Source organism: Rubellimicrobium mesophilum DSM 19309 (assembly GCF_000600335.2).
Classification (GTDB): Bacteria; Pseudomonadota; Alphaproteobacteria; order Rhodobacterales; family Rhodobacteraceae; genus Rubellimicrobium; species Rubellimicrobium mesophilum.
In genome coordinates, this window is record NZ_KK088617.1 from 1 (window position 1) to 17,996 (window position 17,996).

15 protein-coding genes and 3 pseudogenes are annotated in these 17,996 nt (G+C 64.8%); 13 read left to right on the forward strand and 5 right to left on the reverse strand.

Annotated elements, in window-relative coordinates; genetic code table 11:
• From RUMESO_RS20920 to RUMESO_RS20955, 8 genes and pseudogenes are all read left to right on the forward strand, one after another.
• Positions 1-355: hypothetical protein (locus RUMESO_RS20920; protein ID WP_211262949.1), on the forward strand; the 355-nt coding region annotated here is incomplete at its 5' end.
• A gap of 238 nt (positions 356-593) precedes the next feature.
• Positions 594-1,525, forward strand: a pseudogene (locus RUMESO_RS20925) (IS5 family transposase).
• A gap of 200 nt (positions 1,526-1,725) precedes the next feature.
• A complete protein-coding gene (locus RUMESO_RS20930) occupies positions 1,726-2,199 on the forward strand; it encodes a tripartite tricarboxylate transporter TctB family protein (RefSeq protein WP_037283335.1) in 474 nt (157 codons plus the stop codon).
• A complete protein-coding gene (locus RUMESO_RS20935) occupies positions 2,199-3,701 on the forward strand; it encodes a tripartite tricarboxylate transporter permease (protein WP_037283338.1) in 1,503 nt (500 codons plus the stop codon). The genes RUMESO_RS20930 and RUMESO_RS20935 overlap by 1 nt, the downstream gene beginning before the upstream one ends.
• 68 nt (positions 3,702-3,769) lie before the next feature.
• Positions 3,770-4,828 (forward strand): glutamate cyclase domain-containing protein, encoded by a 1,059-nt coding sequence (locus tag RUMESO_RS20940; RefSeq protein ID WP_037283341.1) that lies wholly within the window; start codon positions 3,770-3,772, stop codon positions 4,826-4,828.
• Positions 4,829-4,899: 71 nt separating this feature from the next.
• Complete coding sequence (locus RUMESO_RS20945) at positions 4,900-5,877, forward strand: Bug family tripartite tricarboxylate transporter substrate binding protein (protein WP_037283344.1); 978 nt, start codon at positions 4,900-4,902, stop codon at positions 5,875-5,877.
• 76 nt (positions 5,878-5,953) lie between these two features.
• Positions 5,954-6,901 (forward strand): LysR family transcriptional regulator, encoded by a 948-nt coding sequence (locus tag RUMESO_RS20950; RefSeq protein WP_082484459.1) that lies wholly within the window; start codon positions 5,954-5,956, stop codon positions 6,899-6,901.
• 297 nt (positions 6,902-7,198) lie between these two features.
• Positions 7,199-7,357 (forward strand): annotated as a pseudogene (locus RUMESO_RS20955) (IS6 family transposase); the annotation flags it as partial.
• Positions 7,358-7,472: 115 nt separating this feature from the next.
• Here the strand turns inward: RUMESO_RS20955 and RUMESO_RS20960 are convergent.
• Positions 7,473-8,396, reverse strand: coding sequence for an NAD-dependent epimerase/dehydratase family protein (locus tag RUMESO_RS20960; RefSeq protein ID WP_037283346.1), 924 nt, complete (start codon positions 8,394-8,396; stop codon positions 7,473-7,475).
• 73 nt (positions 8,397-8,469) lie between these two features.
• On the opposite strand from RUMESO_RS20960, the pseudogene RUMESO_RS24635 reads away from it, so the two are divergent.
• The 3 genes and pseudogenes from RUMESO_RS24635 to RUMESO_RS20975 all read left to right on the forward strand — a co-directional run.
• A pseudogene (locus tag RUMESO_RS24635) lies at positions 8,470-8,933 on the forward strand (IS6 family transposase); the annotation flags it as partial.
• 909 nt (positions 8,934-9,842) lie between these two features.
• Positions 9,843-10,361 carry a DDE-type integrase/transposase/recombinase gene (locus RUMESO_RS20970; RefSeq protein ID WP_051521570.1) on the forward strand — a complete coding sequence of 173 codons (519 nt, stop codon included), beginning with the start codon at positions 9,843-9,845 and terminating at the stop codon, positions 10,359-10,361.
• A 115-nt stretch (positions 10,362-10,476) separates the two neighbouring features.
• Positions 10,477-10,857 carry a GtrA family protein gene (locus RUMESO_RS20975; protein ID WP_211262951.1) on the forward strand — a complete coding sequence of 127 codons (381 nt, stop codon included), beginning with the start codon at positions 10,477-10,479 and terminating at the stop codon, positions 10,855-10,857.
• Here the strand turns inward: RUMESO_RS20975 and RUMESO_RS20980 are convergent.
• Genes RUMESO_RS20980 through RUMESO_RS25940 form a run of 3 tightly spaced genes read right to left on the reverse strand, consistent with a single transcriptional unit; the run spans position 10,813 to position 14,043 of the window.
• On the reverse strand, positions 10,813-11,874 hold the full coding sequence (locus RUMESO_RS20980; RefSeq protein ID WP_082484461.1) for a glycosyltransferase: 1,062 nt from the start codon (positions 11,872-11,874) through the stop codon (positions 10,813-10,815). The genes RUMESO_RS20975 and RUMESO_RS20980 overlap by 45 nt on opposite strands.
• Positions 11,871-12,677, reverse strand: a complete 807-nt coding sequence (locus RUMESO_RS20985; protein WP_037283350.1) for a PIG-L deacetylase family protein — start codon at positions 12,675-12,677, stop codon at positions 11,871-11,873. The genes RUMESO_RS20980 and RUMESO_RS20985 overlap by 4 nt, the downstream gene beginning before the upstream one ends.
• Before the next feature lie 10 nt (positions 12,678-12,687).
• Positions 12,688-14,043: a hypothetical protein gene (locus RUMESO_RS25940; protein WP_037283351.1), complete on the reverse strand. Its 1,356-nt coding sequence runs from the start codon at positions 14,041-14,043 to the stop codon at positions 12,688-12,690.
• Positions 14,044-15,107: 1,064 nt separating this feature from the next.
• Between RUMESO_RS25940 and RUMESO_RS20995 the strand changes: the two genes are divergently transcribed.
• Positions 15,108-16,580: a family 16 glycosylhydrolase gene (locus RUMESO_RS20995; protein WP_051521572.1), complete on the forward strand. Its 1,473-nt coding sequence runs from the start codon at positions 15,108-15,110 to the stop codon at positions 16,578-16,580.
• 563 nt (positions 16,581-17,143) lie between these two features.
• Here RUMESO_RS20995 and RUMESO_RS21000 read toward each other — a convergent pair.
• Positions 17,144-17,584: a response regulator gene (locus RUMESO_RS21000; protein ID WP_051521573.1), complete on the reverse strand. Its 441-nt coding sequence runs from the start codon at positions 17,582-17,584 to the stop codon at positions 17,144-17,146.
• A 215-nt stretch (positions 17,585-17,799) separates the two neighbouring features.
• On the opposite strand from RUMESO_RS21000, the gene RUMESO_RS21005 reads away from it, so the two are divergent.
• A partial coding sequence (locus RUMESO_RS21005) for a transposase (RefSeq protein ID WP_037283363.1) occupies positions 17,800-17,996 on the forward strand: 197 nt, incomplete at its 3' end.

A 17,996-nucleotide genomic window follows, 5' to 3' on the forward strand; every position in this document is an offset into this window, starting at 1 on the left:
CCGGCCTGATCTGCGGCTATCCTGGGATCCAGCCGGAACGGACCCCGCCATGACCCAGCAGCACGCCCGCCTTGTGGCCGAACTCACCGCCCAAGAGGAGGCCGAGATCGTGGCTCTCGAGGCGAGCATTCGCAACATTCACCTGCTCGCCGCCATGGACTCGGAGAATGCCAAGCGCGCCGCCAAGTCGATCATCAGTATCCGCAAGGAAGCGGAGCGCGGCCTTGAGACCCTGCGGGCTGTGAACGTGGGCGAACTCGACGCAGACCACCAGCGCGACTACCTGGTGCAGGTAGAGACGCTTACTCGAACCGTGGCCGCAGTGAACAAGGTGCAGCCCTCGCGGCCTATGTGACTACCAACCTCACACTCGCTGCGACTGACAATCGGCCGGCGCTGTCATGATGATCAGACTTCTTTGGCAGGGCCGGGAGGTGCTACCCTTGACATATGTTCAAGCGAGGCACCTTTCAGTAACTCCGCGCCAGCCCTGAGATTATCCGGCTGCCCGTAATGCTGGATTGCTTGGGGGTTGTTGCACAACCGCGTGGCGGGTGGTCGCGTAGGGTGTCGTAGCGCCTATCTGGGCGGCCATGAGTAAGCCGTCTCCCGCCCGCTATCGCACGACGAACTGGCCCGGCTACAACGCGTCGCTGCGCCAGCGCGGCTCGTTGCTGGTCTGGCTGGACCGGGAGATGGAGTGGTCTGCCCCGAAGCTAGGGCGACCGGGCCGACCTCAGACCTTCTCGGAGGCCGCCATCCAGTTCGGCCTCAGTATCAAGGTGCTGTTTGGGCTGGCGCTGCGGCAGACGATCGGGATGGTGGAAAGCTTGCTGAGACTGGCGGGCCTGGACTGGCCGGTTCCGGACTTTTCCACACTGTGCCGGCGGCAGAAGACTGTGAGCATCCAGATCCCCTTCCGCCGCCCGGGTGGCGAGCTCAACCTGCTGGTCGACAGCACGGGCGTGAAGATGCGCGGCGAGGGCGAGTGGCAGGTGCGCAAGCACGGTCACAGCCGGCGGCGTCAATGGCGCAAGGTGCATCTGGCCATAGATTTGGCGACCGGGGACATCCGGGGGGTTGAGTTCACCTCCAGCCAGACAGGCGACAGCCGGTGCTGCCCGATCTTCTGGCGCAGGTTCCGAGCGATCAGGCCATCGGCACCGTCACGGCGGACGGGGCCTACGACACCCGGACCTGCCACACCGCAATTGCTGGGCGAGGCGGCACGGCGGTCATTCCAATCCGCAAGAGCGGCCGGCCCTGGAAAGACAACTGCCCCGCCGCCAAGGCTAGGAACGAGAACCTGCGGGCGACACGCTACTTCGGCCGGGCCCTCTGGAAGCGACTGACGGGCTATCACGCCCGAAGTCGGATCGAAGCCCAGATGCGCCGCCTCAAGAGCTTCGGCGAGCGGATCGCCTCGCGAGACCCCGACCGCCAAGCCGCCGAGATCCACACCCGCATCGCCCTCCTGAACCCTTTCTCAGCCCTCGGCAGGGCTGAGATCGTGCGCGTCGCCTAAACCAAAGGGGAAAGGGGCAAGTTCGGCCTCCGGTGGAGTTCTGCAACAACCCCATCCGGGACAGAGATGAGTTGCAGTCAGGCCATAACATTTGGTTATGCTCGGATGCTAACATTGTATTTGCATTATGGATGCCCGGCGGACTTCTCTCGAAGGAGGTGTGCGGAGCCCGCGCATCTGAACTGACAGGGATGACTGTCATGAAGCAGATCGACACCGATTTCGCCTCCGGCATTGTGTTTCTCGCCATCAGCGCGCCCTTCGGGATCCTGGCTGCGGGTTACGGCTTCGGCACGCCGTTGCGGCTCGGCGCCGGGGTCTTCCCCCTCGCCGCGGCCATCCTGCTCGCGCTTGTCGGAGCCTCGCTGATCGTGCAGTCGCTCCGGGCGTCCCGCGACCGACACCCACTTGCGGTGGGGGGCCTCACGTTCCATCGCTCCGACGCCCGAAGCCTCGTCTTCATCGCCCTGGCTCTCGTCTTCGCCGCTCTGACCCTCCATCGCCTCGGTCTAGGGATCGCCGTCCCGGGCGCCGTGCTGATCGCGAGCCTGGCCTCGCGCGAGCTGCGCCCCCTCCAGGCGCTCATCCTCGCTGCCGCCCTGACTGCCTTCACCTACACCATTTTCGTCGCGGGCCTCGGCGTGCGCCTGCCGCTGATCCTGGGGGTCCTCTAATGGAATGGCTGTCCGACCTGGCCGGCGGCTTCGCGATCGCCGTCACCCTCCAGAACATCCTGCTCTGCTTCACCGGCGTCCTTCTCGGGACAGCGATCGGCGTGCTCCCTGGCGTGGGTCCCCTGGTGACGATCGCCGTTCTCCTGCCGCTCACCTATGCGCTTGAGCCCACCAGCGCGCTCATCATGCTCGCCGGCATCTACTACGGCGCCCAATACGGCGGATCGACGACGGCGATCCTCGTCAACCTGCCGGGCGAGTCCGGCTCGGTCGTGACCTGCCTCGATGGCCACCAGATGGCCCGGAACGGCCGTGCGGGCTCGGCGCTGGCCATTGCCGCGGTGGGCTCCTTCTTCGCTGGAACTGTGGGCACGCTGATGATCGCGGCCTTCTCACCTTATCTGGCGAACGTGGCCCTGTCCTTCCGCCCGGAGTCCTACTTCTCCCTCATGGTCCTGGGCCTCGTTGCGGCGATCGTCCTGGCCTCCGGCGGCCTGCTGAAAGCGGTGGGCATGGTGCTGACGGGGATCCTCTTGGGCACTGTGGGCACCGACGTCACGACCGGGGTGCCCCGCTACACCTTCGGCACCTTCCAGCTCTTGGACGGGCTCGACTTCACCGCCCTCGCCATGGGCCTCTTCGCCTTCGGCGACATCATCGCCAACGCCGCCCGAAAGCACGACCGCGCCGTGGTCCAGAATACAGTGGGGGATCTCTGGCCGACGCGCGGGGAATTCCGGGAGGCCTGGCCCGCGGTTCTGCGCGGCACGGCCCTGGGCTCGCTCCTCGGCCTCCTGCCCGGAGGTGGGGCGACGCTGTCCTCCTTCGCCTCCTATACGATCGAGAAGAAGATCTCCTCCACCCCGAAGCGCTTCGGCAAGGGCGCGCCGGCCGGGGTGGCCGCGCCCGAGGCGGCGAACAACGCCGGGGCGCAGTCGTCCTTCATCCCCATGCTCACCCTCGGCATCCCTTCGAATGGGGTGATGGCGATGATGATCGGGGCGATGATGATCCACAACGTCGTGCCCGGCCCGGAAGTCATGACGCGCAACGCCGACCTGTTCTGGGGGCTCGTGGCGTCCATGTGGATCGGCAACCTCATGCTCGTCATCATCAACTTGCCGCTGATCGGGATCTGGGTCCGGTTCCTGCGGATCCCCTACGCCTACCTTTATCCCGCGATCCTAGTGTTCTCGATCATCGGGCTTTACTCGATCGGCAACTCCACCCTGCCGATCGTCATGGCCGCAGGCTTCGGCATCGCGGGTTGCCTCTTCAACCGCCTGGGCTGCGAGCCCGCGCCGCTCCTCCTGGGCTTCATTCTCGGCCCGATGATCGAGGTCTACATGCGCCGGGCGCTGCTGCTCTCCCGCGGCGACGCCACGATCTTCCTGACCGAGCCGCTCTCGGCCGCGCTTTTGGTCGCCGCAGCCCTCCTCCTCCTCTCCGTCCTCTCGCCCGTCTTCCGCCGCCGCCGCGAGGAGATCTTCGTCGAGGACTGAGCCTCTCCCTCGGCCGGGCGTCCCCCGGCCGCCCCTTCCACACCCGACAACCGAAAAAGGAAACCGACATGCCCGATATCATGGGGGAATACGTCGACCGGCTCGTCACGGTCGAAATGCGCAACCGCGGCATGAACTACGGGATCGTGCGCCAGATCTATGATGCCGCCCGCGCGGAAGGCGGCGGCCGCCCGATCAGCGCCCGCGCCGCGGAGGCGCTCGTGGGCGCGGTGAAGCCGGGCGATGTGGTCTTCATCGTCACCGGCGCTGGCTACTACCCCGAGGTGCCGAACGGCGAAAGCGACGGCCCTCCGGGCGCCGCCTCGCTGGCGCGCGCCATCTACTGGGGCCTGAAGGCGATCCCGGTCTTCGTGACTGAGGAATGCCATGCGCCGCCCGTGGTCGCCTCCGCCAAGGCCGCCGCGGTCATGGTGCGTGACTTCGAGCTCGCCAAGACCCGCCGCATGGGCGGCGCCCTGATCACCGCGCCCGAGGACCGCAGCATCACCGCCGACTGGGCAGAGCGCATCGTCACGGAATATAACCCGAAGGCAGTCATCGCCATCGAGCGGCTGGGCCCGAACGACCAGGGCTTTGTGCATGGCTCGACCGGCGTGAGGAAGGACTGCGTGGATCTCGGCCACGTGTTCCTCGCGGCCCAGAGAAGGAACATCCTCACCGTCGGTGTGGGCGACAACGGCAACGAGATCGGCTTCGGCCGGATCTACGACTTCATGCGCGACTTCCACCCCTACGGGCGCGAGTGCCAGTACGAGGGCGGCACCGGCGTCATCACCACGATCGCGACCGACGTCTTCCTGCCGGCCTCCATCTCGAACTGGGGCGCCTATGGGATCACGGCGATGATCGGCTTCCTCCTGAACAACCGGGAGGTCCTCCAGACTCCGGAGATGGAGCGCAAGATCCTCGAGGCCTGCCTCGATGCCGGCGGCTGGGAGATGCGCTACTGCACCTCGCGCTTTATCGTCGACGGCACCGTGGGCGAGAGCTCGATGTCCATCGTCCAGCTCCTGGGGGACATGCTGCGGCTCAACCTGGCCGAGCCTGACCGCGGCCTCTCCCACGGGGTGATGAAGACGGCCAAGGTGCCGGAAGCCGCCGAATAGGGCCGGATCCGGGCGGCCCCGGCCGCCCGGCCTGCACCACACACCAGAAACAACCACCAAGGAGATCCGCCATGATCCGCTTCACGCGACGCGCCTTCGGGGCGCTGGTCGGCACCACGCTCCTGGCCAGCCCCGTGCTGGCCCAGGACGGCTTTCCCGATCGGCCCATCACCATCATTGTACCCTACGCCCCTGGCGGGCAGGGCGACATCACCGGGCGACTAATCGCAGATCATCTGTCCCCCCTGATCGGGCAGCCGGTCACCGTCGAGAACCGGCCGGCCGCCAACGGCGTGATCGGCATCTCCGAGATCGCCAACGCCGAGCCCGACGGCTACACGCTGGGCGTTGTCGTGGCCTCGCACGCCATGAGCCGGGCGCTGGTGCCGGACCTACCCTACGATCCGGTGACGAGCTTCACCCCGATCACCACCACGGCCCTGACCGAGATGGTGATGGTGGTCCCGCCCACGGTCGAGGCCAACACCGTCGAGGAGTTCATCGCCTACGCCAAGGAGCACCCGGGCGAGATGGCGTACAAGTCGGCGGGGCAGGGCAGCAACTCGCACCTGTTCAGCGCCTGGTTTGCGGACGCTGCCGGCCTGGACATGATCCACATCCCTTACCAGGGCAGCGGCGACTCCATGCCCGACTTCCTGGCCGGCGTGACCCAGCTTGGCTTCGATACGGTCCCTGCGGTTCGCGGCTACATCGACAACGGCCAGCTGAAAGCCCTGGCGGCGGGAGGCCCGGAGCACTCGGCGGCCTACCCGGACCTTCCGACCGTAGCCGAGGCCGGGGTGCCGGGCTTCGCCGCGAACTCCTGGGGAATGGTCGTCGCACCGGCGGGCCTGCCAGAGGACGTTCTGAAGTTCCTCAACGAGAACATCGTAGCCGCCCTTCAGGAGCCGGCAGTGGTCGAGCAGTTCGCCACCATGGGGGCCCAGGTCGTGGCCAACACCCCCGAGGAGGCAAAGGCCATGCTGGAGTCCGAGGAGACGAAGTACTCCGAGCTGATCTCGAGCCTCGGCATCACCCTGTCGGAGTAAGCCTCCCGGCCCAGCGCGCCCGGCACGCTGGGCCCTGGGGCTTGCGGTGGTGGCGGGGTTGTCCTCAACTCGGCCCATGAAACGCAGCCCCCGCGCCCTGAACCCACGGCAGATCGAGGCCTTCCGCGCCGTCATGATCTCCGGCAGCATCACCCGGGGCGGCCGGCTCCTTTCGATCTCGCAACCGGCCGTGACGCGCCTGATCCGCGACCTCGAGGTCGACCTCGGCCTGACACTCTTTTCGCGCGACGGGGTGACCGTCACTCCCACTACGGACGCACGTGCGTTCTTCGCCGAGGTGGAGCGGCACTTCATCAGCACGGAGCGCCTGCGGGAAGCGGCAATGGTGATCCGAGAGCACGGTGCGGGACGCATCCGCATCGCGGCCATTCCGACCTTGTCCGTGGAGGTGATGCCGGACGCGGTCGCGGCCTTCGCCGCCGAGCATCCCGGCACCCTCATCTCGGTCCATAGCGGAGCCTCGGCCGACATCGTGGACACTGTGGCCTCCGGCATGTCCGATGTCGGCTTCATCGCCCGTCCGCCCGGGCGCGACGACCTCGAATACCACCCTCTGCCCGACGCCGAGGTGGTCTGCATCCTGCCCGCCAGCCACCCGCTCGCGGCCCAAGAGGTCATAGGCCCGGCCGACCTCCATGAGCAGGACTACATCGCTCTGGGGCCCAGCAGCCTGATGCGACTCGAGCTTAACGTCCTGCTCCATGCCACGAACTCCCATCCGAAGATGCGGGTTGAGAGTCTGTTCTCCGGCACAGTCGTCCACTACGTCGACCGGGGAATGGGGATCGCGATCATCGACCCTCTTGCCGCCGCCGGCATAGATTCCTCGCGCACGGCGGTGCGTCGGTTCTGGCCCGCTATCCAATACGAGCTATCAGTGGTCTATGCGCCGTCTGTGGCCCGCTCGCAGCAACTGGAGCGCCTCATCCAGCATGTCACCGCCGCCTATGAGGCAGCGATCGCGCGCATAGAAGGCCTGATCTCAGGGGTTCCAACTGCTTAACCGTAGAGAGACGAACCCATGCGCCCTGGGTCACGTCCGACTGGAGGCGCGGCGGCGCTGACTCTGGAGGGGTCACTCTGGATCGCTTCTTGCCCCTACATCCAGGGTAGCTCACGCATCCCAGGAACCAGCCATAGAAGCCTGCTCTCTCCACCAGCCAGCCATCGTTATAACTTGGGCATTTCGGGAGAACGGCCCTACAGCGGCAAACCGAGTCACCTGTGGTCGGATCGGGCAGAGGACGGTGTCAGAAGAACCTGGCTTGAGCAGGGCAGGCGGGCTGCCTAGGCTCCGCGGATGATCAAGCGCAGGCCGTTCCGCTACTTCAAAACCTCGCCCGAGGTGATCCGCCTAGCCGTGATGCTCTATGTCCGGTTTCCGCTGTCGCTCCGGAACGTCGAGGACGTGCACCACGAGCGGGGCATCGAGGTGAGCCACGAGACAGTGCGCTTCTGGTGGTAGAGGTTCGGGCTGATGCGCCTATCCGAGATCCGGCGGAAGAGGGCGAGGCCTCTGGGTGGCATCACTCCCCTCCACTCTGCGTCTCGACCCGGCCCGCGGCGATCAGATCTCAGACGGCCTCCTGCACGGCGGCGAGACTTGTGTGACGGGGCTCATAGCCCAGCCGGCGGCGCGCCTTGTCGATGGAATGGCAGGGGCTACCGGCGATGTGCTCCCAGGTGGCCTGGGCATCCTCCGGAGCTTGGCGGGTTTTCCATTCCTCAAAGGGCTGGAACCGGAGCTTCGGCTCCTGCCCGAACCAGCGAAACATCGCCTCGGCATAGCCGCGCAAGTTGAGAGCTTGGCGCGAGACAGCGTTGAAGGCCTCGCCCACGGCCGCCGACCGCTGGACGATGGCGCGCAGGACCACTTGCACCACATCCTCGGCATGAACGTGATGCACGGTCTCAAGCCCGTAGTTGGGCAAGGTCAGGTCCTCGCCGCGGGCGACGTGGGAGAAGACGTCCAGGTTGAAGTGCCCGGCCGGGTTGAGCGGCGCCCAGCCTGGCCCGACGATGTGGCCAGGGCGGAAGACCGTGGCTGGAAAGCCCGTCTGCCGAGCCTCGCGGAGGAGCCACGTCTCGATAGCGGCCTTGTTTGTTCCGTAGTCGCCGAACGGATTGAGCGGGTCGTCCTCGGTCGCCGGCACGGCCGCATTGTGTCCGTAGACCCAGATCGTCCCGCAGTGCAGGAAGTGCTCGACTTGCCCCCTCAGCGCCCCGACCAGAGCCCGGGTGCTCGGCAGGTCGAAGGAGATCAGGTCCACCACGATGTCGGGACAAAGGGCGGCGATGCGCGGGCCGAAGGTACCCGCAGTGTCCTCGGCCGTCCGGTCCACCACAACCTGCTCGACCAGGGCCCAGGCGGGGTGCGGACGATACGGCGTAGCCTGCCCGCGACTGACATTGACCACCTCATGCCCGCGCTCCACGAGGGCCGGCACGAGGTAGGTCCCCACATGGCCGCTGCCGCCGATCACCACCGCGCGTGCCATCAATTGCATCTCCGGTTTGATCTCTCTCGCTGCAGGTAGCTGCGCCCTCGACCCGGTGCGGTTCACCTCCCGCAGGGGCTGGCACCCCGACGAGGTGTTCGTCAAGACCGACGGTGTGTACCATGGATCTTGGCGCGCCGTGGACCACGAAGGCGAGGTGCAGGGGCCCATGTCGCGAAGCACCGGGACAAGAAGGTAGCTCTGAAGTTCCTCAGAAAGCTGATGAAGCGACATGGCCGGCCCGAGGAGCTGGTGACGGAAAAGCTCAGGTCCTCCGGGGCAGCTCTGAAGGAGATTGGAGCGGCAGATAGGCAGGTCACCGACCGTTGGGAGAACAACCGGGTCGAGAACTCCCATCAGCCATTCCGAAGGCGCGAGAGGGCGATGCAGCGCCTGCGAAGTCTCCAGACGTTCGCCGCAGTCCACTCCTCCGTGTGCAACCACTTCAACTCAGACCGGAGCCTCTCCAGCCGCGACGTCTTCAAGATGAACCGCACCGCCGCTCTCGCCGAGTGGCGGGGTCTCTGCGCGGCCTGAGAGGCGGCGCACCTGTCGAAACTGAGACTGGTTCGCATCTGTCTGACAGCGCCGCCACCCAGTCTGATCTCTCCCTTGGTTTGCGGGTTCAGGACGTATTCCTGCATCTTCTCAGCTCCGTTCGGGCGCGGTGAGAGGGGCTAAGGCACGCCACTTCGGCCTGCTCGCCTGCTTTCTTGCGTGCCGTCTCTGAGCCTCACCAGGCACGGTGCCGTTTGCGTGTGCTGAGCTGGTTGACGTGGAAACTGCTCAAACTATGGGAGTCGTTCGCGGGCGCATGACAGCGGCGTCACAGTTCCGTCTATGTTGGGAGGATGGAAAGGAAATTTGCTGATAATCTGGCCGTGTAGCTGCGCCGAGCTGCGCTCCTGATTGAGGAGCGCCGCGGGTCCAGGCGGACCCTGCTGCGGTGTCGTGGAACGGCGCGCAATGTTGGGGCTGACCTCTAAGTTCTCGTCCGGTCGTTGCGCTCTCTTGGCTTCAGCCTCCGAACCTGAACGACTGCTCCTACTCGCTCAGGTCGAGCGGACTGGGGGTGCGGATGAGCCGCTCCAGCGGTAGTTGGGCTGCCAGCCCGCCCCAATCGCCTCTTGAATGGAAGGTGAGAGGAACGCGAGCTCGGCGCGCCGGAGCGCGCTGGCTCAAGCCTGCGCTCGGGCCACAGTGCGTAGGAGCGTGGCTTCAGGAGCGGGCTGGCCGGCTTTGAGGCGCAACTCCACTCTGCGGCGCTGTCAGACGAGCCCCGGTTGAGGAGGGTAGGAGGGCGGCCTTGCGTCGGATGACCAAGCGCAGCCCGCTCCGCCACTTCAAGACGTCACCTGGGGTGATCTGCCTCGCAGTAAAGCTCTATGTCCGGTTCCCGTTGTCCCTCGGGAATGTAGTGAACCTTCCACGGCTGAGGAGGTCGAAGTGAGCCACGAACCGGTCGGGTTCTGGTGGAGGAGACTCGGGCCGCTCTTCTCGGCGGAGATCCGTAGGAAGTGTGAGCGCCAGATGCGGACCTCACGCTGGCGATGGCACCTCGATGAGGTATTTGCGACGATCGAGGCTATGCAGCGGTGCCTCAGACGGGCCGTGGACCAAGAGGGCGAGGTCTTGGAGGCCCATGTCTCCAAGCAGAGGGAAAAGATGGCGGCGCTGAGGTTCCTGTGCAAGCTGCTGAAGCGGCATCGCGGACTGGTGGCGTGCGGGCTCAGGTCCTGCGTAGCAGCCCTGGACGACATCGGGGCCGACCCCCTCAGATCGTCGGGCGCTGGGAGAGCAACGGGACCGAGGCCTGTCCAGCTCAGTTCCAGCATCGGCAGGGACATTCTCTTTGGGCAATCTGTGCGGTATGACATAACGGCGCTTCTGCAAGACGTACTAGGTCAGCGCCCTCTGCGGTCCACCGGGAGGGTCCAAGGGGATAAGCGCGACGTCGAGCCCTGACATGAGACTAGGGAATATGGACGCGAGGCGTGACGCTACGGAGCGGGCCGGTTGGACGAGGTTCGCGCGAAGCCCGGCGTCGGAGAGCACTCGGCGGCAGTTTGCGCTGTTTTCCATGATCGGATTCGTCGCTCTGTTCGTCGACATGGGCGCGCTCTGGACGGCGCTGAACCTGATCGGCTTGGACCTCTATGTCGGGCGCGTTTTCTCCTACTTGGTCGCCGCGACCTTTACTTGGATCTGCAATCGGACCCTCACCTTCGTACATGCAGGCCCCGAGGGACTGCTCCGGCAGTGGAGCCGGTTCATCTTCTTCAACGCGATCGGGGGAACCGTCAACCTTGCGGTCTTTGTCCTGGTCGCGGTCAAGCTGGGCAGCGCCGCTACGTGGCCGAGCGAGATTGCCGCGATCCTGCCCTACTTTGCCGTCGCCTGCGGATCGGCGTCTGGCCTAGCCTTCAATTTCCTGGCGTCTAAGTTCTTGGTCTTCCGCTAGTGCTCCCTTCGTATCAGAGCCGTCTCGGACGTCGATCTCGATGGACTGGTGATCCGACCACGGCTTCGGCCGCAGGATCCGCTGGAGCGGTCTGACCGGCACGTTGGCGATGTCGAAGCTGAGAGCTGCCAGGAGAAGCTGGAACCCCAGGATGATCGGAAGGGTCGCCAGCATGACGGTCCCGACCGGGGTATCCCGACTTGCGGCGGCGCTCTGTATCCAACTGATCGCGCCGAATATGACCCCAAACCCGGTCAGTGCAGTGCCAGTGACAATCTGGATCGTCCCGACGCTGAAATCACGGACCAAGTAGTTGTAGGCGAACCGCTTCACGAGGTTCTTGAGATGCTTGGCGGGAAATTCGTGCAGAACGTGTCTGATCGGGAGGTTGCTCTTCTCCGTCCCGTAGATGGCCGGCATCGGGACGTCCTTGACCACGGCGCGCGCGATGTTGAGGCGAAACAGCATGTCCGACTCGAAGAAGTACCGTCGGTCAACCCGGGCGAGGCCGATCTCTTGGGCAGCGGTGGCGTGGAGCGCAGTATAGCCGTTCGTCGGATCCATGATGTTCCAGTAGCCCGAGGAGACCTTTGTGATGAGCGACAGCACCGAGTTCCCGAACAGCCGAACCTTCGGCATTCGCGCGAGATGCTCGCGCTGATAGAACCGATTCCCCTTTGTGTAGTCGGCCTCCCCGGCGATGATGGGATGCACCAGATCGGGGATGTGCGCCGGGTCCATTTGCCCGTCGCCATCGATCTTGATGGCGATGTCATATCTTGCGGCGAACGCCGCGCAGTAGCCGGTGACGGTGGCTCCGCCGACTCCCCGGTTCTCAGGATGCCGCAGGACTGTGACCCGATCGGGCGGGAACATCGCCGCCACGAGATCGCCCGTCAACTCCGGGCAGCAGTCGTCGACGACGAACACGTGATCGACATAGGGCAGCACTCCTGCGACCACCTCGGCGATGTGCCGACGTACCCGGAAGCACGGGATGACGGCTGCAAGCTTCATGGCGGGTTTGCCTCGGTGATCCCCAACTCGCCCAGGAAAGCGCCGATGCAGGCGGAAACCTCGGCGAAGCTCACGGCGTAGAGCTTCTCATAGAGCAACCGTCCAGGAGTCGGACGTTCCCAGAGGCGGCCGGGCACCATCGGCTGGAGCTTCAGAGTCGGGTCGGTCAACGCGCGCCACAGAACCAGCGGGCCCAAGGCGGTTAGGGACCGCCACTGCGACGGGAAGAAACGAACGAGCGCGGCCCTGAGCCAAGACTCCCGTCGCGTGAGGGACAGCCGTGCCACCGGGCCATTGGCTGTCAGTGGCGCGAACAGGGTGAACCAGGGCGGGCCGCGATCGATCGCCCGGTAGAACGGCACCTGCCAGGCCTGGTGCACACGGTCCCGCGCGACGGCCAGCGCCATGGCGATCACATGGGCCGCGTCATGGTCTACGTGCCCGCCCTCCCAACCAAGCGTGTAGATCTCGCCCGGCGCGTCGGAACCGCGACAGACTGATTCCAGCGCCGCGTAGACCTGCGGGAGCCGGCGGAACAGTGCGCCGTCCGGCACCGCCATTGCGGCGCCCAGGAAGACCACCTCGGAGGGCAGGATCCCAAGCGACGCCAGCGCTCGGCGGCTTTCCGTGCACCGAAGCTCGGGGCTTGCGCGCCCGGCGCCGCCATCCGTCAGGTAGACCACGCGGACCGGCTGGCCATCGGCTTTCAGGCGGGCAAGCAATGGCGCGAAGGCGATTTCATCGTCCTGGTGCGCCAGCAGGAACAATTTGGTCGCGCGGTCGGTGATCGGGAGGCCAACCATTCGCAGCCGCCTATCCGATCCGATGGCCAGAGGTTCCTCGCGCCGGAGGCGTCGAAGGCTCCGCAGCGGAGCTCGCATCGTATCTCGAGGCAATGGCCAAAACGAACAGCGACCCGCCGGCTGCGATGACCCAGACGATGATCCGATCCATGAACCAGGCGTGCACCGCCACTTGATTCGAGAAGGCGAGGAACCACGCCGGAATGGGGACCACAGACACTGCCAGCAGGATTGCCCGCTGGCGTGTCCTCGAATTTGAGACACGGAGGAGGACATGGCCCAAGCCATAAGCCCCGGCCGCCACGCTGCCGGCCACCATAGCCGCTGAGAGCAGCTTCGTGCCACCTGTCAACACTCCAATGGACGACAGCACGGCGGCGGAGACGGCGAAGACGCTCGGCCCAAGGTCCGAGGCTGGCGAGTAGTAGACTAGCTGCCCTGCGATGTCCGCAATCACGCCATAACCCGCCAGATGCACGGCGAATGCGATCTTGAGGAGGTAGGTGACGGCGGCAGCGCCGATGAAGGCCGCCGCCGCGCAGGCAGAAAGCAGGAAGTCGCGAGGCTGGCCGTCGGACCGGGTCCCGAGCGAAACGAGCCCGAGCACCATGGCGAGGCCTAGCGGTATGCCGCCGGTGAAGAGCTCGAACACCATGGTGAGCGCCCCAAACGCGGCTGCGACCAGAATGGCGATCACCGGCGCGACCGGCGCGAAGATCATGACGGCAACGGTCAATGCGTAGGTCGCAGCCACCACGTCGGCTGGGCCATGCCCCAATGACTGGGAAAACGACTCAAGTCCGAAGAACCGCAACATCGCAAAGAAGATCACGGCGAGCACGGCGAACTCCGTTGCTCGCCGGCCGCGGGCGATGCCGACCAACGCAAGTGCCAGCCCGCCGACCAGAACACCTGTCTGGGCCGTGCGGTAGAGGCGACGGACCTCGCCTATCGAATGATGGGGCAGCAGATAGCGAAGGAGTACCGTCGCCCCATGCATGTACCGATCATAGTGGTAGAGTTCCGGGTCAAGCTCCGGGGGCGGCTCCGAGACCATGGTCTTGAGCAGCCTGCAGGGATCGACGTCGTTCGAGAGTCCCGGGACACCGGCGATGAGGGGCGAGACCGCAAGCCGCATGCGATCTCCCCTTTGATCGATCGCCATCGCGGTGATGAGGCAGTCGTTCCACTGGTGGCTGCCGATCGTGGTCGAACCTTCCTGATACGGATTTTCGACGAGCTCACCGATTGCGAAGGCCGCAGCAACGTGGCGATTTGCGATCGCCACATCACGGCCGAGCGAGAAGAAGCTGGCGCAGAGGAAAAGCGCGAAGACGATTGCGCCCACCAGGACGGAACCGGCCATCGCTGCAGTTACTAGGCCGGCTCTCATCCGAGTAACTCCGGGCGCGATTGCCTGTGGTAAGGCCACCGTCCGCATCAAGGTTGCCAACGGGATACTAGATGAAAATATTGCATTTCGCTCGGGCCGCACACTTGGCGCCTAGTGCCTTGGTACCCTGAGCGGATCAGGCTCTGCTCAGAACTTTGTCGAAGATAGCCCATACTGCGCTGCCGGCGTTGGGATGGGCCCCTTGGCAACGACTGCTTGCCGACGTGGTCGTCTACTTCGCTCGATCTGATCACCGGCTTTGATCTTCGGCTACGTGCAAAGGAATGATACAAGGGAACAAAAAGACCTGTCAACTACGAGCGATTGGAGGAAAACAGGTCAAGTGGACGGTCGGCGTGCGTGGGCAGCAGCGATGAACCAACAGAGCTCGGTTTGGTAACTCAGGGCCTGACCTAATTATTTATCTGGCAATAGCTCTGTAGGATCGGGATCCCTTGTCACAGCCGAAGATGGCGAACTTCCTGCACGGGCGCAGGACCGAAGTAAGCCATGATGTTGGCGCGTTTCTCGTGACATAGCTTGGAGCTGTCGAAGGCCCTTGCTTCCAGGTGGCGAGGAGCTTGCGACGGCTGGTCACTCGAACAGGCCGATTTGCTATATATTAAAGGATAGCAAGTTCGAGGTTCCGGACGGCCGACTGTCTTCGACAGGAGCGCAAGGGTGCCGGGCGCTCTCAGGCTGCACACCTGTAGGTCCTGAGCTCTGATCCTTGTCGTTCATCTGCTCAAGATCGCAAGTTTCCGCCTCGAAGGCGCGAAAACTCGCCAGTATCGCGCAGGTTCCCGCCAAGATTCGGCGGTCCGCCGCCGTGGCCGGGCGGCCACATAGACTCGAGTCAGCCTGACCGTTAGTCCCGTTGATGGTCGACGCGGAGGGACAGCCGCGACGGACCGACACCGACCAGCACCCGGGCGCTTGCCGCTCGGGTCCAACATCTGCGCTTCGGGCTCAGTGCATCGGCTGGGCTCACCCGGGTCTTTTGGCCCGGCGGGCGTCTACTGCCAAAAGGGGATACAATGTTCAACGCTGATAATGATCTGGTTTACGCAGGCCAGGGACTCGGAACCGGCGACTGGCAAGTCTCGACCTGGGACGCCGGTTGGCTTAGTTCGATCACGAATTTCACCCGCGACCGGGTGCGCATTGCCTCGGACGGCGCGGCTGAGGTCGTTCTGGGCTCGGCCTCGCCTGGCTCCTACAAGGCGACGGGCGGTGAGATGAAGTCCGGAGAGACAGCGGACGTCGGCACCTTCAGCTGGACCGCCCAAGCGCCCCGCATGGCACCTGGCACGGTATTCGGCATGTTTGCCAACCGCGCACAGAACCCCACCGAGAACATCCTCGAATTCGACTGGGAGTTCGTCGGCGCGGATACCCGGCACGTGCAGGTCACCGTTCACATGGAAAATGGTGCCGGCAAGCACATCCGCAACCTCGATCGCACGATGGTGGACCTGGGCTTCGACGCCGCCGCCGGCGTGCATGAATATGAGATCACGCTGACCGGCAAGGCTGCCATTTTCCGGGTGGATGACAGGCCGGTAGCCCAGTTCGACGCTTCGGACATGCCCGGAGGCGTCTGGTACGCCGCGCCGATGCGTAGCTACGTCAATCTTTGGGCAGGCGACTCGCGCATCAACGACTGGGCCGGGACGTACAAAGCCCTGAACTCGCCCATCAAGGCGCGCATTATCGACGCCGATGTCCGCGACGGCGACGTGTCCGGCAGCGCGCCGCGGCCGGCCGACAACGGCCCGAATACGCTCGTCGGCACCAATGGCAATGACGTCCTGAATGGCTACGGCGGCAACGATGTCCTCTCGGGCGGCCTGGGTAGCGACCGCCTGAACGGCGGGGATGGCAACGATAAGCTAAGTCTCGACGCAGGTAATGATATCATCGACGGTGGCGCCGGCAACGACTGGATCACGGTGGCGTCGGGCAGCGGCGTCTCGGTGAACTTGGGCGTGAAGAGCCAGCAATCCACCGGCCTAGGCAGCGACGTGATCCTCAACATCGAGAATGCCGAAGGATCCTGGGGCGCGGACACGCTCCGCGGCAGTGACGGTGCCAATTACCTCGAAGGCGCGGCCGGCAACGATACGCTGCGCGGCCAAGGTGGTGCCGACACGCTTCACGGCGGCCTCGGGCGCGACGTGATGTCCGGCGGCGCGGACTGGCAGCGGGACGTGTTCGTGTTCGACACGGCGGCTCAGAGCCTCGTTGGCTCCACGCGCAGGGATATCATCAACGACTTCGTGCGCGGCGTGGATGAGATCGACCTGCGGAACATCGACGCCAACACCCGGATGGCCGGGAACCAGGCCTTCGGATGGGGTGGGACCCATTCCAAGGCTTATGGAGTCTGGACGGTCGATAATGGCTCGAGCGCCATCCTGAAGGGCGATATCAACGGTGACGGTCAGGCCGACTTCGAGATCCAGATCAACGGCATCCACGCCCTTGGCTCGGGTGACCTTCTGTTCTGATCGAACCGCTGGCTGAGAGGCCGGCGGTCCTGGCCCTGCTCCTGGCCCCCTGACCGGGAGCAGGGCCTGCGTTGCACTGACTGCTCCTGGGTGTGAGAGGCTCTGACGATGTTAGTGGGTCGCTCCATCTCCAGCTCACCTTGAGGACGTGGACTGCTTGTCATGAGCCCAGCCGCGGTGCCGATCTGAGTCGACCTACGTCTGCTTTTGTCATGGACCCGGGCCCGGCGCTGTGCGCGGCTTCCAGTCACGTCAAGACCATCCTTGGTCGACCCAAGTCGTGGCTCCGACATAACGAAAAGGTCACGATCAAAGCAGACGGAATGCGCTTCAAGCCGATGGCGGCCGATGTCTTGTCATCAGCGCTGCCGGCAACCTCGACTATGGGGACTTACCGACAGTTCTCGCTGCTGAACAAGCATGAGCTTACTTGAGTCGTGCCTGCGGAATTCGTGCGAAGGGGAGGCGAAAGAGCCTGTCCCGAGGTGCTGCCCGTCTTGGAGCGATCAAACGAAGAGACCCTGCACGCAACCGGGAGCGCCGACATAAGAGGCCCCGTCGCCTCACTTGTGCCATGGCCAAAGCAGTCCCCGCAGTCCCCCCACCTTGGCTACGCCAAGACCGGCCTCGGGTGCCGGCTCCACCGCCACGTGGTGCTGGAAGTCAGCTTCCACGTCAGCCAGCGCTTGAGTGAGTAGGGGCTCGTTGAAAGGCTTGCTGACCACGGCCTTGGCCCAAGTTGTCGTCGGAAGGGTATGCGTCTCGCCGGACACGATCACGGAGGGGATGCATAGGTCAGCCAAGGCGTTCACCAAGTCCAGGCCCGTGCGCCCATCCGCAAGATTGAGGTCCACCATCACGAGGTCTGGCTTCTTGAGGGCGCATTGCTGAATCCCTTTGATCGAGGTGTCAGCGGTGCCGCAGACATGGTGCCCCATGTCCTCCAGCATGCAACCCAGGTCCATGGCGATGATCGGGTTATCCTCGCAGATCAGGATGTTCATGCCGCACTGTCCCTCGTTCGTTGTTTCGATAACTCCGACATTCGCGCGCTGGTTGCACCGATCGGAGACTTATCCACAGCAACTTCCTGCTTGTGGTCGCTGGGGCACAGCGGTCCGCCGGGCCGGAGGTGAGCTGGCTCGGGAAATCTGAACACGGGCGTTGAGTGGATCATCCGCGCGATATCGGCATGATGCCGAGGAGCGAGGAGATCACGATGACCAGACGACCGCGCCGCAACCACAGCCCGGCCTTCAAGGCCAAGGTGGCCCTGGCGGCCATCAAGGGCGAGAGGACGCTGGCCGAGTTGGCCCAGCAGTTCGATGTTCACCCCAACCAGATCACGCAGTGGCGCTTTCAGCTCCTTGAGGGGGCGTCTGGCGTGTTTGGCGCTGACGCGAAGGCCGAGCCGGC